14 protein-coding genes are annotated in these 13,525 nt (G+C 70.7%); 8 read left to right on the top strand and 6 right to left on the bottom strand.

Annotated elements, in window-relative coordinates:
- Positions 1-125 precede the first annotated feature (125 nt).
- From ACSDR0_RS16585 to ACSDR0_RS16575, 3 genes are all read left to right on the top strand, one after another.
- Entirely contained in the window at positions 126-1,982 is a 1,857-nt protein-coding gene (locus tag ACSDR0_RS16585; RefSeq protein ID WP_435289698.1) for an ABC transporter, read from the top strand.
- A complete protein-coding gene (locus ACSDR0_RS16580; RefSeq protein ID WP_435289697.1) occupies positions 1,979-3,865 on the top strand; it encodes a GTPase family protein in 1,887 nt (628 codons plus the stop codon). The genes ACSDR0_RS16585 and ACSDR0_RS16580 overlap by 4 nt, the downstream gene beginning before the upstream one ends.
- A 269-nt stretch (positions 3,866-4,134) precedes the next feature.
- Positions 4,135-6,510 carry a penicillin acylase family protein gene (locus ACSDR0_RS16575; protein ID WP_435289696.1) on the top strand — a complete coding sequence of 792 codons (2,376 nt, stop codon included), beginning with the start codon at positions 4,135-4,137 and terminating at the stop codon, positions 6,508-6,510.
- A gap of 203 nt (positions 6,511-6,713) precedes the next feature.
- Here the strand turns inward: ACSDR0_RS16575 and ACSDR0_RS16570 are convergent, their stop codons facing one another.
- From ACSDR0_RS16570 to ACSDR0_RS16550, 5 genes are all read right to left on the bottom strand, one after another.
- Complete coding sequence (locus tag ACSDR0_RS16570) at positions 6,714-7,058, bottom strand: DUF1036 domain-containing protein (RefSeq protein WP_435289695.1); 345 nt, start codon at positions 7,056-7,058, stop codon at positions 6,714-6,716.
- 2 nt (positions 7,059-7,060) lie between these two features.
- Positions 7,061-7,270, bottom strand: coding sequence for a hypothetical protein (locus ACSDR0_RS16565; RefSeq protein WP_435289694.1), 210 nt, complete (start codon positions 7,268-7,270; stop codon positions 7,061-7,063).
- 361 nt (positions 7,271-7,631) lie between these two features.
- Positions 7,632-7,844, bottom strand: coding sequence for a DUF397 domain-containing protein (locus ACSDR0_RS16560; RefSeq protein WP_435289693.1), 213 nt, complete (start codon positions 7,842-7,844; stop codon positions 7,632-7,634).
- Positions 7,832-8,383, bottom strand: a complete 552-nt coding sequence (locus tag ACSDR0_RS16555) for a DUF5753 domain-containing protein (RefSeq protein ID WP_435289763.1) — start codon at positions 8,381-8,383, stop codon at positions 7,832-7,834. The genes ACSDR0_RS16560 and ACSDR0_RS16555 overlap by 13 nt, the downstream gene beginning before the upstream one ends.
- Before the next feature lie 41 nt (positions 8,384-8,424).
- Positions 8,425-8,667 carry a helix-turn-helix domain-containing protein gene (locus ACSDR0_RS16550; protein ID WP_435289762.1) on the bottom strand — a complete coding sequence of 81 codons (243 nt, stop codon included), beginning with the start codon at positions 8,665-8,667 and terminating at the stop codon, positions 8,425-8,427.
- A 220-nt stretch (positions 8,668-8,887) separates the two neighbouring features.
- On the opposite strand from ACSDR0_RS16550, the gene ACSDR0_RS16545 reads away from it, so the two are divergent.
- The 4 genes from ACSDR0_RS16545 to ACSDR0_RS16530 all read left to right on the top strand — a co-directional run bounded on the left by ACSDR0_RS16545 (position 8,888) and on the right by ACSDR0_RS16530 (position 11,027).
- Positions 8,888-9,343, top strand: coding sequence for an ATP-binding protein (locus ACSDR0_RS16545; protein WP_435289692.1), 456 nt, complete (start codon positions 8,888-8,890; stop codon positions 9,341-9,343).
- Between the two features lie 145 nt (positions 9,344-9,488).
- Complete coding sequence (locus ACSDR0_RS16540; protein WP_435289691.1) at positions 9,489-9,752, top strand: GlsB/YeaQ/YmgE family stress response membrane protein; 264 nt, start codon at positions 9,489-9,491, stop codon at positions 9,750-9,752.
- Between the two features lie 344 nt (positions 9,753-10,096).
- Positions 10,097-10,288, top strand: a complete 192-nt coding sequence (locus ACSDR0_RS16535; protein WP_435289690.1) for a hypothetical protein — start codon at positions 10,097-10,099, stop codon at positions 10,286-10,288.
- 1 nt (position 10,289) lies between these two features.
- The gene (locus ACSDR0_RS16530; RefSeq protein ID WP_435289689.1) at positions 10,290-11,027 is read left to right on the top strand and encodes an SRPBCC family protein; all 738 of its coding nucleotides are present in this window, start codon (positions 10,290-10,292) and stop codon (positions 11,025-11,027) included.
- Positions 11,028-11,171: 144 nt separating this feature from the next.
- On the opposite strand, the gene ACSDR0_RS16525 is transcribed toward ACSDR0_RS16530, so the two are convergent.
- The gene (locus ACSDR0_RS16525; protein WP_362696157.1) at positions 11,172-11,546 is read right to left on the bottom strand and encodes a hypothetical protein; all 375 of its coding nucleotides are present in this window, start codon (positions 11,544-11,546) and stop codon (positions 11,172-11,174) included.
- Positions 11,547-11,823: 277 nt separating this feature from the next.
- Between ACSDR0_RS16525 and ACSDR0_RS16520 the strand changes: the two genes are divergently transcribed.
- Positions 11,824-13,452: an amidase family protein gene (locus ACSDR0_RS16520; RefSeq protein ID WP_435289688.1), complete on the top strand. Its 1,629-nt coding sequence runs from the start codon at positions 11,824-11,826 to the stop codon at positions 13,450-13,452.
- The last annotated feature ends 73 nt before the right edge of the window (positions 13,453-13,525 follow it).

The raw sequence follows: 13,525 nt of genomic DNA, 5'->3' as shown, positions 1-13,525 counted from the left end.
GCATGGCCCGCGGATGAGGTCCGAGGGCTGGGCCCCACCGCTTTTACCGAGTTCGCCCCCGTAACCCGGTCGAGCGGTGGGGCCAAACGCGTCTAGAGGGGCGCTGCCAGGGCAGGATCGACCGTATGGGTGACAACGACGGTCTTCTGGAGACGCTGCGGGAGCTGCGGCGGCACCTCGACCGCGAGCTGTTCCCTCTAGCGATCGGCGACGTGACGGCCGACCGCCGGGCGCTGCGCGAGCTGACCGGCCAGCTCGACGACTACCTGATCCCCCGGCTGAGCGCGATCGACGCTCCGCTGCTCGCCGTCGTCGGCGGCTCCACCGGGGCGGGCAAGTCCACGCTGGTGAACTCCCTGGTCGCCGAGGACGTCTCCGAGCCGGGCGTGCTGCGGCCCACGACGATGGTCCCCACCCTGGTCACCAGCCCCGTCGACCGCGAGTGGTTCACCGCCCAGAACGTCCTGCCCGGCCTGCCGCGCGTCACCGGGAGCGGCAGGGGTGAGCCCGGCACGCTCCGGGTCGTCACCGCCGCGACCGTTCCGCCGGGCCTGGCCCTGCTCGACGCCCCCGACATCGACTCGATCGTCACCGCCAACCGCGAGCTGGCCGCCCAGCTGCTCGCCGCCGCCGACCTGTGGCTGTTCACCACCACCGCCGCCCGGTACGCGGACGAGGTCCCCTGGAGCTTCCTGCGCTCGGCCAGGGAGCGGAGCACGGCCCTGGCCGTCGTCCTGTCCAGGGTCCCTCCCGAGGCCATGGGCGTGGTGCGCAAGGACCTGAACCGGCTGCTGGAGGCCAACGGCCTGGGCGGGACGCACCTGTTCGAGGTGCCCGAGCTGGTGCTGCCCGACGAGAATGCCCGCCTGCCGCGCCAGGCGGTCCAGCCGATCGCCGACTGGCTCATCGCCATCGCCGCCGACTCCCGTTCCCGCGCCGAGGTGGTACGCCAGACCCTGTCCGGCGCGCTGGAGAGCCTCTCCACCCGCGTACCCGCGCTCGCGGCCGCGGTCGACCGCCAGCACGCCGGGGCCGAGGAGCTCCGCTCGATGGCGGACGCCGCCTACGCCGTGGGCCTCGCCACCTTCGACGAGGGCATGCGGGACGGGTCGCTGCTGCGCGGCGAGGTCCTGGCCCGCTGGCAGGACTTCATCGGGACCGGCGACCTGATGCGCTCCCTGGAGAGCCGGGTCGGCCGGTTCAGGGACCGGGTCGTGGCCTTCGTCACCGGGCGGCCCGCGCCCGAGAGCGAGCTGCGGACCGCGCTGGAGAGCGGGGTGGAGGCGTTGATCAGGGCCTCGGCCGACGGCGCCGCCGAGCGCCTTCTGGAGTCCTGGTCGTCGCACCCCTCGGGACGGGCCCTCCTTGAACGCGAGGGGGTCGCCGTCGCCGGACGTCTCGGCCGCGCCTCCGCCGACCTGCCCGCCAGGGCCGAGGAGGCCGTCAGGGGCTGGCAGTCGTACGTGCTCGACCTGGTCCGCCAGGAGGGGGCGGACAAGCGGACCACGGCCCGCGTCACCTCGTTCGGCCTCAACGGGGCCGGGCTGCTGCTGATGCTCGCGGTGTTCGCCTCGACCGGCGGCCTGACCGGCATCGAGGTCGGCATCGCCGGAGGCACCAGCGTGCTCAGCCAGAAGGTCCTGGAGGCCGTCTTCGGCGACCAGGCCGTCCGCACCCTCACCGTCAAGGCCCGTTCCGACCTGCGGGCCCGCGTGGCGATCCTCCTCGGCGAGGACGCCGACCGCTTCACCGACCTGCTGGACGCCGTACGGTCCCCCGAGGGCACCGCCCCCGCCCTCCGCGCCACCGCCGACGCCGTACGCGAGCACCTGCGCGAACTCCCCGTCGCGAACCGCGGGACCGCCCTTCCCGCGGGTTCCGTCCCGATAGCCGTGGGAGAGTCCAGGAGACCGCCCGACGGCCTTCCCCGCGCTGACGGCCTCCCGCGCGCCACCGGTACGGGAGAGGCGGGCCAGGCGTGAAGCTGCTGCGACGAGAGAAGACGGTCTCGCTGGACGACCGGCTGGCCGCGCTGGCGCGCGCCGCCGACCTGGCCGACGGGAGGCTGGACGCCGAGGCGGTCGCCGCGGCGCGTTCGGTGATCTCCCGCGCCGGGGTACGGGCGAGCCTGTCGGTCGACCACACCGCGGTCGCGCTGGCGGGAGCCACCGGCAGCGGCAAGTCCTCGCTGTTCAACCTGCTGTCGGGCACCTCGCTCGCCACGGTCGGCGTCACCCGGCCGACCACCTCGACCGCCCAGGCCGCCCTCTGGGAGGGCGCAGGGGCGGGGCCGCTGCTCGACTGGCTGGAGATCCCCCGCCGCCACGAGCTCCTCGACGCCTCCGGCCAGGCCGTTCAGAGCCCCTGGCAGGGGAACGGAGGCGTCGGGCGACCGGACGGAGCGAGCGGGGCCGAGATGAGCGGGAGGGCCGACGCGACGGCGTCCGGAGGGGGCGGGAAGATCGCCGAGGCGGGAGTCCCGTTCGCCCCCGGCACTCCGTCGCCCTCCGCCGTCCAGCCGTCGGGTGGCCTTGGGCAGGCGTCCGGGATGGACGGGGAGGCCGCCGGGCTGATCCTGCTGGACCTGCCCGACCACGACTCGATCGAGCCGTCGCACCGGCTGGAGGTCGACAGGCTCGTCGAGCTGGTCGACCTGCTGGTGTGGGTGCTCGACCCGCAGAAGTACGCCGACGCGGCCGTCCACGACCGCTACCTCAGGCCGCTGGCCCGGCACCGGGGCGTCATGGTCGTCGTCCTCAACCAGATCGACCGGCTCTCCCCGGCCGCCGCCGAGCGGTGCCTGAAGGACCTCCGGCGGCTCCTCGACGAGGACGGCCTGACCGGTGTCCCGGTGGTCGGGGTGTCCACCCGCACCGGCGCGGGCATCCCCGAGCTGCGCTCGCTGCTCACCTCCCGGGTCGCCGACCGGCGGTCCTGGTCGGCCCGCCTCGCCGCCGACGCGGGCATGGCCGCCGACGCGCTCCTCCAGGCGTCCGGCATCGCCCCCGGCGAGACCCCTCCCAAGGCCGCGAGCGGGCCGGACGGCCTGGCGAGGCCGCTGAGAGACGCGCTGTCACAGGCCGCCGGGGTGCCGGTCGTCGTCGAGGCCGTGGCCAAGTCCCACCGGCACCGCTCGGTCGCCGCCACCGGGTGGCCGCCCACCCGCTGGATCCGCCGCCTGCGGCCCGACCCGCTCCGCCGCCTCCGCCTGGACGCCACGAGCCGATCCGCCGGGGAACCGGTGATACCGGCGAAGCCGGGAGAGCCGGGGAGCGTCGTCGGAAGGACGTCGATCCCCGTCGCGACCGTCGTCCAGCGTTCCCGGATGGACACCGCCATCCGCGAGGCCGCCGGGGCCGCCTCCGCCGGGCTTCCCGCGCCGTGGGCCGCCGCCGTGCGGCAGGCGGCGAGGTTGCGCGGGGACGAGCTGGAGGACGGCCTGGACCGGGCGGTGGCCACCACCTCGCTCGGGGTCTCCAGGCGGCCCCTGTGGTGGCGGCTGGCCGGGCTGGCGCAGTGGCTGGCCCTCGCGACGACGGTCGCCGGAGGGATCTGGCTGCTCGCCCTGGTCGCCCTCGACTATCTCCGGCTTCCGCAGCTCTACATGCCGACCGCGGGAGAGCTGCCCTGGCCCACCACGCTGCTGATCGGAGGCGTCCTGCTCGGCCTGCTGATCGCGCTGCTCTCCCGGGTGGCCGCCTGGCTCGGCGGACGGCGCCGGGCCCGCAAGGCGGCGAAGGCGCTGCGATCGAGCGTCGACAGCGTCGGCCGCGAGCTGGTGCTGGACCCCATGGAGGAGGAGCTGACCCGGTATCACCACTTCACCGAGGCGGTCGCGGTGGCCGGTGACGGAGCCCGCGGATAGGCGGACGGTTCCGGTGCCGCCCGTCTCGTACGGCGGTGGAGGGGGCTCCTAGGGGGTGAACAAGGGCTGACGGGCCCTGGGGGCCACGCCACAGTTGCGGTGACGGGGCCTGGGGCCGCGCCACGGTCGCGGTGACGGTGCCTGACGGCACCGTGATCCTGTACGGGAGGTCGATCGGACGCGAGGACGCGTGTCCGCGCCCGGTGCGCAGGCCGGTGAGCCCCACATCGCCGGCATGCCGCGTGCTGCCGGCCGACGGGAGGAGCGACATGCGGCGATGGAGGAGGACGGCCTCACTGCTGGCCGTCTGCGGTGCCCTCGGCACCGGCCTGCTACCGCAGGCGGCGGGCGCGGAGAGGGCGGGGGACGTGGGGACGGCGGGCTCGGTCTTCCCGGTCGCCGGGCTGGAGCGGCCGGTGCGGATGCTGGTGGACCGGTGGGGCGTGCCGCACATCTACGCGGAGAACACCGCCGACCTGTATCTCGCGCAGGGGTTCAACGCCGCCCGCGACCGCCTGTTCCAGATCGACCTGTGGCGCCGACGCGGACTCGGGCTCCTGTCCGAGGTGCTCGGTCCCGCCTACCTCAAGCAGGACCAGGCGGCCAGGCTGTTCCTCTACCGCGGGGACATGGCGAAGGAGTGGGAGAGCTACGGCCCCGACGCGAAGAAGGCGGCCACCCGGTTCGCCGAGGGGATCAACGCCTACGTCGACCGGCTGAAGCGCGACCCGGAGGCGATGCCGCAGGAGTTTCGCGAGCTGGGATACGCTCCCGCGCGCTGGTCTCCCGAGGACGTCGTCCGGATCCGCAGCCACAGCCTGGCGGTGAACCTGACCTCCGAGGTCGACCGCGCCCGCGCCGTCTGCGCGGGCGGCATCGGCGTCGACCCGCTCATGCGTAAACTCCAGCCCGAGTGGAAGACCGTCGTGCCCGACGGGCTCGACCCGTGCGCGCTGCCCCCGGACGTGCTCGGCACCTACCAGCTCGCCACCCAGAGCGTCGTCTTCCAGAACGGCAAGGTCCGCACGGTGCCCGAACCGCCGGCCCCCGCCCTCGCGGAGGGCAGCAACGCCTGGGCCGTCGCGCCGGCGCGCAGCACGACGGGCCGCCCGATCCTGGCCAGCGACCCGCACCGGGTGATGAAGGCCCCCGCGCTGCGCTACATCACCCACCTGTCGGCACCCGGCCTCGACGTGATCGGGGCGGGGGAGCCCGCGCTGCCCGGCATCTCCATCGGGCACAACGGGACCGTGGCGTTCGGGCTGACCATCTTCGGCGTCGACCAGGAGGATCTCTACGTCTACCGGCTCGACCCCGACGACCCGGGACGCTACCGGTACGGCCAGGGATGGGAGCGCTTCAGGACCGTCACGGAGAACGTGCCGGTCGAAGGTCAGGGGGCACAGCCCACCGAGCTGTCGTTCACCCGCCACGGTCCGGTGATCAAGGTCGACCGGGAGCGGAACCTCGCCTACGCCCTGCGTACGACCTGGCTGCAGCCGGGCACGACGCCCTACTTCGGCAGCATGAAGTACATGCGCGCGCGTAACTGGAACGAGTTCACCGCGGCCATGCGCACCTGGGGCGGGCCGCCGGAGAACCAGATCTACGCCGACGTCGCGGGCAACGTCGGCTGGGTTCCGGGAGGTCTGGCACCCAGGAGGATCGGCTACGACGGCCTGCTGCCCGTCCCCGGGGACGGCCGCTACGACTGGGACGGCTTCCACGACGGCGCCCGGCTGCCCCGCTCCTACAACCCGGCCGAGGGAATCGTCGCCTCCGCCAACGAGTTCAACATGCCGGAGAACCACCCGCTGAAGGTCGGGTTCGACTCGTGGGCCTTCCCCTACCGGCACGAGCGCATCGTCGAGGCGCTCTCCTCCCGGCCGCGCACCTCGCCCGCGGACTCGGCGGCGCTGCAGAGCGACAAGGTCTCCATCCCGGCCCGCAAGCTGGTACGGCTGCTCGCCGAAATCGAGAGCGACGAGCCGTCGACGGCGCGGGCGCTCGAACTGCTCCGCACCTACGACGGGGTCACGAGCGCGGACTCGGCGCGGGCCGCTCTGTTCGAGACGTGGTTCACCAGCCACCTGGAACCGGCGTTCGCCCGCGAGGTCCTGCCGGAGAACGTGGCGCGGCAGATCTTCATCCATGACCCGCTTCTGCTCTTCGACGCCATGGACAACCCGGACCGGTGGTTCGGTGACGACGGGACGGCGGTGCGGGACCGCATCCTCAAGACCTCGCTCGCCGCGGCCTACGACGAGCTGATCGGCCGGCTCGGTCCCGATCCCGCCGCCTGGAAGTGGGGCGACATCCAGCGGCTCACGTTCACGCACCCGACCGGTGAGGACGTGGGGCCCTTCCCACGCGGGGGCTCCTGGAACACCGTGGAGGCGTCGAACTATCTGCCGGTCAGTTACGCCCCCCTGTCAGGCCCCACGTTCAAGATGGTGCTCGACGTCGGCAACTGGGACAGGTCGCAGGCGATCAACGCCCCCGGCCAGTCGGGCGACCCGCGGAGCCCGCACTATCGCGACCTGGCGGGGCCCTGGCAGCGGGGAGAGTATTTCCCGCTGCTCTACAGCCGCGCCGCCGTGGAGCTCAACGCGAAGGACCGTTTCCTGCTCACTCCGCGCCGCTAGATCGTTGGAGCCGGGATTCTGAACACTTGAGCCCGTATCTCGTCGGGCCGTTCGGCTGAGATCGAGCGCCTCCCGGGCGAAGGGAGACGGACGCTGAGAAGGGATCATGGCGTCCGTCTCTCAGGAGGCGCTCATCCGCGTCCGCTCTCACTGCCGCGCGGGGCCGGTCGGGGCCGGTCGGCGCGTCAGGTGAGGGGAGCGCGTCAGGAGGTGAGATTCACGTAGTAGCGCGAATAGCCGTTCAGATCGACCAGTCGGGTGCCGACGAGCCTGGCGGCGGTGCTGCCGATGTTGATGCAGGAGTCGAAGGCGTTCTGGTAGACGTACATCGGGCCGTAGGGGCCGGTCCAGACGGCTCCGTCGGCCGCTTCGGCGTAGAAGGCGGCGTAGCGGTTGTTGGTGTTGAGGACGAACGCCTCACCACCCGGGTCGATGGGCCACCAGCCCCGGGTGCCCCACTGGCCGTAGTCGCGGCAGCCGTCGGGGCTGTAGAACATGATCGCGACCCACACCTTGGAGCTGTAGCGGTTGCGGAAGTGCAGCTGCATCTCTACTCCTCCGCTTCCGTGAATCGCGTGGCGAGGGGCCTGTCGTCGATCGGCTCATCGGCCAGGGGAGGCAGGTGGTCGTCGGTCTTCGCGACGACGGCGGCCCGGTCGGCCGCCCCCGGTCGCTCGTTCGTCTCGCCCGTGTCGGCCGACGCCGCGCCCGCGAACGCCACCCGGGGGTCAGGAGGTCGTTCAGTGCCGTTCTCCGGCATGTGACTCACCTACATTCGTTGAGTTCGTAGAGTGATTGATTGACAACATACAGTCACCTCCAAGGCCATGTAAAGAATCGTTTTCATTTCCATCGATCGGCTGATCGGCCGACGCCGGACCGGCTTCACGAGGTGCGCGCGCTCGTTCGCTCTGGTCAGGGGGAATCTGAGCCTGGTCAAGGAGAGTCTGAGCGGGAACGGCCGCCCGCTCGGTTCGGATCCGTCACCGTCGAGCGGGACGACATCGCCGGGCGCGCCGAGGAGAACTCGCGTGAGGGGTACGGTCGCGAGGTGTGGTCGTCGCCGTCGCCGTCCCCGTCGTGGCCGTTTTCAGGCTCGCATCAGGTCGATCGGGTGGAGCCTAGGCGAGGTCGCCGTTCTTCACGCTGTTGAGGAAGGTGGTCCACTGGTGTGGGGTGAGGATGAGGGCGGGGCCGTTTCGGTCTTTGCTGTCGCGGATGCCTCGGCGTCCGTTGGACAGGTTCGCGACCTCGACACAGTCGCTCCCGTCGTCACCGGACAGGGTGGACTTGCGCCACGAGACATTGCGAAGTTCCTGGGTCAGGTCGTCCATCTCCGTATCGTCTCCTTGATCATGTCGAGCGACTCGTGTCGGGACAGAGCGTCTGTCCGGATTATGTCGTATCTGAATGCTAGCCCTTTCACCTCCTCAGGCCGATCGGTTACTCGATCCCCGGTGCTCTGGGAGTCGATGTAAGCCACGGGGGTCGCGCCTCTCGGCATCTCCGCGATGACGAAACCGCCTAGCAGGCCAACCACGCTGCACACCTTGTAAGGAAGTATCTGGAGAGAGATGCGGGGATTTTCCCCAACCCCAAGAAGGTGCTCGAACTGGCCTTTCATCACCTCTGGTTCGGCGATGGGGCGGTGAAGGATTCCCTCGTCCAGGGCGACCCAGAGCATGGGGGGCATCGACCGCTTCAGAATGTTCTGCCGATCCATTCTGGTCGAGACGCGTTCTTCGACCTGCTCGGCGGTGATGCCGGGATTACGGCTCAGGATGGCTCGCGCGTAGTTTTCGGTCTGGAGTAGACCGGGAACTATCAGCGGTCCCCATATACGCAGCGCCTCCGTCTCGCGTTCGAACTCCAGCCAGGGGCGGAACCAGCGGGGGAGCTGGGCGGCGGCGCGGTTCAGGCGGTCGAGCAGGTCTGTGAGCGCCGTTCCCGCGCCGAGGAGGTGGTCGGCCCCGCGTGCCAGCTCCAGGTCGGCGAGCGGTGGCCATTCTCGATCATGCTCAGATGGCTGATCGAGATGTGAAGCGAGGTGCAGAGTTTTTGCTGAGTGAATCCCGCCAAAAGTCGGAATTTGCGTAGTTCTGTACCGAACTGAATGCGCGGGGACACGTATGGATCCGGTTCCGGGGGGACGTGCATTTCCGGGCTCCTCTCGTCGTGCTCGGCCCATTGTCCTGGGTGTTCTCCTGGTTACGCGAGAGGGTTCCGGTGATTGTGAACACATCGCGAACACGATTCTCCGCTCCGCTTCCCGGTTGTTTGCGACCGTGTGAGGGCAACGTCAATACAAGGCGGCGCCTCGGCCAATGGACCGAGCAGGACGGAGAACCGGTCGAATTCGACTGGGGGAGGCGGACCAATGACCCCGGAGACCTTTGGCGAGATATATCTGCCCGGCAATCCCGAATCGGCCTCGCGGGCGCGTGACGAGGTCCGTAAATGGCTGGGGGAGGATCACCCCGCCTACGAGAACGCGCGGCTGGCCGTGTCGGAGCTCGTGACCAACGCGGTCCGGCACGCCAGGCACGGGGTCGCGGAGCCGGGCGCCGGCCCGCTGGTCCTGCGGCTGGTGACGTACGGGGGCCTGCTGCGCATCGAGGTCGCGGACGCGGGCCTGACCGCCGGGGACCCTCACGTCCCCTCGAACCCGGCCTTCTTCCTGGCGGAGGGTGGCCGGGGCCTGGCGATCGTCAGCGCGCTGTCGGGAGGGAACTGGGGCCACCGTTCCCGGGGGCGGGGACCGGGCCGGATCGTGTGGTGCGAGCTCCCCGCGAATCCACCTCGCCACGACGAATCCGGTGACGGGACCGCCTAGCGCTCCGGCCGAGCCGGGAGGGCGTCGGTGGCGGCTCGGCGCGGTGGGGCAGGTCATCGGCGTATATGCGATGTCAAGATCGTGTCAACCGGGGCGCCCTACGTTCACCGTCGACAGTCAAGACCTGCTGAACAGGGAGATCATCGTGATCACATTTATTGTTAGCGCCATCATCGTCGGTGCGATCACCGGCGGCCTCGGCCGGCTGCTGCTTCCGGGCCGTCAGGACATCGGGTGGGTTGCCACCATTTTCGCGGGCATCGTGGCCGCCCTCGCCGGCACCGCCATCGCTCATCTGCTGGGCTTCGCGGACAAGACGTGGCTGACTCTCGTGGTGCAGCTCGTCATGGCCGTCATCTGCGTGGGCGTTGTTTCCAACATGCGGGGCAAGAAGGGCAGCAGGGCCTGAACCCCACGTGACGCGGGCCGAGAGGCCCGTCTACGAGTACGACCGACGCGGGTCTCCGACCATCGCGCCACATGAGGAGGATTCTCACCCTTACAAGCCGTGAGGACCGACGAGGAGTCCGGAACCGATCAGCGCCGACCGGCGCGAGTCGGAACCGGACTCTCGGCGTGTCCGCGCGTCGCGCACGACGGCGGGGAGACCGCCGTGCGTGAGGATGGGCGGCGTGGGGCCGGGCCCGACGCCGGGTTCACGCATGAAATGGAGCGGAACGCCCTGGCGTTCGTCCGGCACCGACAATTTTTCTTGTATTGACAGAGCAAATCATCGGTAGATATCGTCGAGGCATGTTCGAAGTCGGGGTGATCGAAGAAGCCGGTGCCGCCGGGGCGGGACTCGCCCCGATCCGGGCACGGCCGCTCACGCCGCCGGTGGAGCCGCGCTCGGTGACGAGCCTGGCGGCGACCACCGGGCCACCCCGGGCGCTCGGACACCGCACCGCGGATCGACGCGGGCGGCACGACACCAAGGAGTCCTGAAATGTCGCACGAATTCCGCCTTACGCACGACATCGACCTCCAGGCCACCCCTGAGCAGGTCTGGGAGGCGATCGCGACCGGTCCCGGCATCGACTCGTGGTTCATGGGTAGGAACGAGATCGAGCCTCGCGAGGGCGGCAAGGCGTCCATGGCGATGCCCGGCTTCACCGGCGAGTCCACGGTCACCGCCTGGGAGCCGCCGCACCGGTTCGGCTACCGCTCGACGCCCGATGAGGACGGCGCGTTCATGGCGTTCGAGTATCTCGTCGAGGGCCGTGACGGCGGCGGCGCCGTGCTGCGGTTCGTGCACAGCGGCATCCTGACCGGCGACTGGGAGGCGGAGTACGACGCGCTCCGCAAGGGCAACCCGCTCTACCTGCAGACCCTCGCGCGGTATCTGGAGCACTTCCCGGGCCGCACCGCCGTGCCGGTCGCCGCGTTCGGCCCGCAGCAGCCCGACCAGGACCTGGTCTGGGCCGGCCTCACCCGTGCCGTGGGCCTGTCCGAGCAGGTCAGCGAGGGCGACAAGGTGCACTTCACGGTCGCAGGCCAGACGGTCGACGGCGTGGTCGACACGGTGCTCGCCCCCGGATTCCTGGGCGTGCGGACCGACGACGCGCTGCTGCGGTTCGTCGGGGGCGGCGGTGTCATCATGACCGGCCACCACATCTTCGCCGACGTCGACCAGGCCGACGCCGAGCGGACCTGGGGCGCGTGGCTCGCGTCCGTCTACGCCTGAGTCACCCGGCCGTAAGACGGTGGAGACATCCGCCTGGGCTGTCGCGGCCCACCGCCCGTCGCCCTTCCCCCGAAGGACGGCGGGCGGTGGGCGTGCACACGGTCGACGAGCGCCGGACCTGGACGGAAACCGCCCGGGTCACCGTCACCGGTAGCGGAAGCCGTCGAAGAAGCGGCGGAAGACGCCGCCGATGCGGGGCAGGGGCTCGGCCGGTGGCGGCGCCTGCGCGCGCTGCCTGGCGATGGGCCGGTCGTAGTCGGTCCGCGCGATGGCGTCGAGGACCTGCTGCTCGTCGAAGTCCTCGGACCCCTCGATCACGGGGACGAAACCGACCAGCATCCCGTTGCGCATCACCTGGGCTTCGAGGCCCGCGGTGCCGTCGGTGTCCCATTCCGCCTCGCGCCCGTCGGGCAGTGACACGCGTATCCCGAACTGATACACGCCGACCCTCGCCAGGTGGCCGTCTATGCCGCGATCGCGCAGCGCGTCAACGATCCGTCGTGCCCGGTTCTCTTCCACCCCTCCCAGGATAGGTCGGCCGGATCGCGTCCGCTCGTACAGGACGGGTCGGTGTCGTCCGGCGCCACGCGGTGTCGTTCGGTGTCGTCCGGTGTCGTCCGGTGTGGCTTGACGGCGGCCGGTGGACCGGGGGAGCCCCTCACTTCGAGCCTGGGGCGAATGGTAACTCACCCGAAATTTCGTGATAACGCATATAACGCACGCTTTGCGGGTGATCACCGCTTCCTCGGATGATTCGACCGAGGCGAGACCTTCACCGAAGGACGTGCTGCTCCCCATGAACCGTTCTGGTCTCCGATCCGGACCGCGCCGTACGGCGTCCCGTACCGGCCTTTACGTCATCTCGTTCGCCACCGTCGCGGCCCTCGGCACGGTGGCGCTGACCACCCCGACCCAGGCCGTGTCCACCGGCAGGCCGCCGTTCTCCATCGATCTGGAGACGGTGACCGTGAGTCAGCTCCAGCAGGCCTTGGGAGCGAGGAAAATCACCTCCGAGTGGCTCGTCAACGCCTACATCGAACGCATTCGCGCGCTCAACGGCGACGGGCCGGGACTGAACGCCGTCCGGGTGCTCAACGGCAGCGCCATGGACGAGGCCAGGCAGGCTGACAGGGATCGCAGCAGGGGCAGGGTCCGTGGCCCGATGCACGGCATCCCCGTCCTGGTGAAGGACAACATCGACGTCAACCGGCTGCCGACGACGGCGGGCGCGCTGGCCCTGGCCAACTCCTATCCCTCGGACGACGCCTTCCTCACGAAGCGGCTCCGGGCGGGGGGAGCGATCATCCTCGGCAAGACCAACCTGACCGAGTTCGCCAACTTCACCACGTCGGGAATGCCGTCCGGATACAGCGGGCTGGCAGGACAGGTCCTCAACCCGTACGACGTCAGCCAGACCCCGAGCGGATCGAGCTCGGGGTCGGGGTCGGCGGCGGCCTCCGCGCTCGCGGCGGTGACCGTCGGCACCGAGACCTCGGGCTCGATCCTCAGCCCGTCGGTGGCGAACTCGCTCGTCGGCGTGAAGCCGACCGTGGGACTGATCAGCCGGACCGGGATCGTCCCGATCGCCGCGAGCCAGGACACGGCCGGGCCGATGACACGCTCCGTTTACGACGCCGCGGCGCTGCTGACCGCGCTCACCGGCATCGACCCCCAGGACCCGGCGACCGCGGCCAGCAGGGACGTCGTCGGTACCGACTACACGGCGGCGTTGTCGAAGGACGCGCTCAAGAACGTGAGGATCGGCGTCGTCGGTGCCCCGACCGGGAACCAGGGGATCGCCTTCACCCGGGCGGTCGACGTGCTGCGCGCCCAGGGCGCCACGGTCAGCACCGTGACGGTGGACACGAGCGGGCTTCCGGCGAGCATCCTGAACTACGAGTTCAAGCGTGACCTGAACGCCTATCTCGCCCGGCTGCCCGCGCGCGCCCCCATGAAGACGCTGAACGACGTCGTCCGCTTCAACCTCGCCCACACCGGAGAGGGAGCGATCAAGTTCGGCCAGACCCTGCTGGAGGCCTCGGACGACATCGACCTGGACGACCCCGCCACCAAGGCCGCCTACGAGGCCGACCGCGACAACGGCATCTCCACGGCCCGCCGGCGTCTTGACTCGGTGCTGCAGGCCGGTGGCCTGGACGCGCTCGTGTTCGCGGGCAACGGATCGGCGGGTATCGGCGCGCGGGCGCAGTATCCCTCGGTCGCCGTGCCCATCGGGTACGACCCGGCCAACGGGCGCCCGTTCGGCATGACGTTCCTCGGCACCGCCTTCACCGAGGCCAGGCTCCTGGGCTACGCGTACGCCTATGAGCAGGCCTCGCGGGAGTGGCGCCCGCCGTCGGTGATCAACCCGTCCCTCTTCCGGTGCGCCCAGCCGGGCAGGCGGCCGCAGAGCTGCGCGCCCTGATCCCCTGATCCCCGGCCGGTCCCGGCCGCCTCGCGTCCGCCACCTCCGGGCGGGCGTGAGACGGGCCTGGTAC

This window comes from Streptosporangium sp. G11, from assembly GCF_051192615.1.
GTDB lineage: Bacteria > Actinomycetota > Actinomycetes > Streptosporangiales > Streptosporangiaceae > Streptosporangium.
Note: the sequence above shows the minus strand (reverse complement) of the source record. Positions and strands in the feature narration are given on the sequence as shown.

Excerpts from the sequence above, each read along its gene's own strand:
- ACSDR0_RS16585 (WP_435289698.1), top strand. The coding sequence starts at position 126 with ATGGGTGACAACGACGGTCTTCTGGAGACGCTGCGGGAGCTGCGGCGG.
- ACSDR0_RS16575 (WP_435289696.1), top strand. The coding sequence starts at position 4,135 with ATGCGGCGATGGAGGAGGACGGCCTCACTGCTGGCCGTCTGCGGTGCC.
- ACSDR0_RS16550 (WP_435289762.1), bottom strand. The coding sequence starts at position 8,667 with ATGCACGTCCCCCCGGAACCGGATCCATACGTGTCCCCGCGCATTCAG.
- ACSDR0_RS16545 (WP_435289692.1), top strand. The coding sequence starts at position 8,888 with ATGACCCCGGAGACCTTTGGCGAGATATATCTGCCCGGCAATCCCGAA.
- ACSDR0_RS16530 (WP_435289689.1), top strand. The coding sequence starts at position 10,290 with ATGTCGCACGAATTCCGCCTTACGCACGACATCGACCTCCAGGCCACC.
- ACSDR0_RS16565 (WP_435289694.1), bottom strand. The coding sequence starts at position 7,270 with ATGCCGGAGAACGGCACTGAACGACCTCCTGACCCCCGGGTGGCGTTC.
- ACSDR0_RS16560 (WP_435289693.1), bottom strand. The coding sequence starts at position 7,844 with ATGGACGACCTGACCCAGGAACTTCGCAATGTCTCGTGGCGCAAGTCC.
- ACSDR0_RS16520 (WP_435289688.1), top strand. The coding sequence starts at position 11,824 with ATGAACCGTTCTGGTCTCCGATCCGGACCGCGCCGTACGGCGTCCCGT.
- ACSDR0_RS16570 (WP_435289695.1), bottom strand. The coding sequence starts at position 7,058 with ATGCAGCTGCACTTCCGCAACCGCTACAGCTCCAAGGTGTGGGTCGCG.
- ACSDR0_RS16535 (WP_435289690.1), top strand. The coding sequence starts at position 10,097 with ATGTTCGAAGTCGGGGTGATCGAAGAAGCCGGTGCCGCCGGGGCGGGA.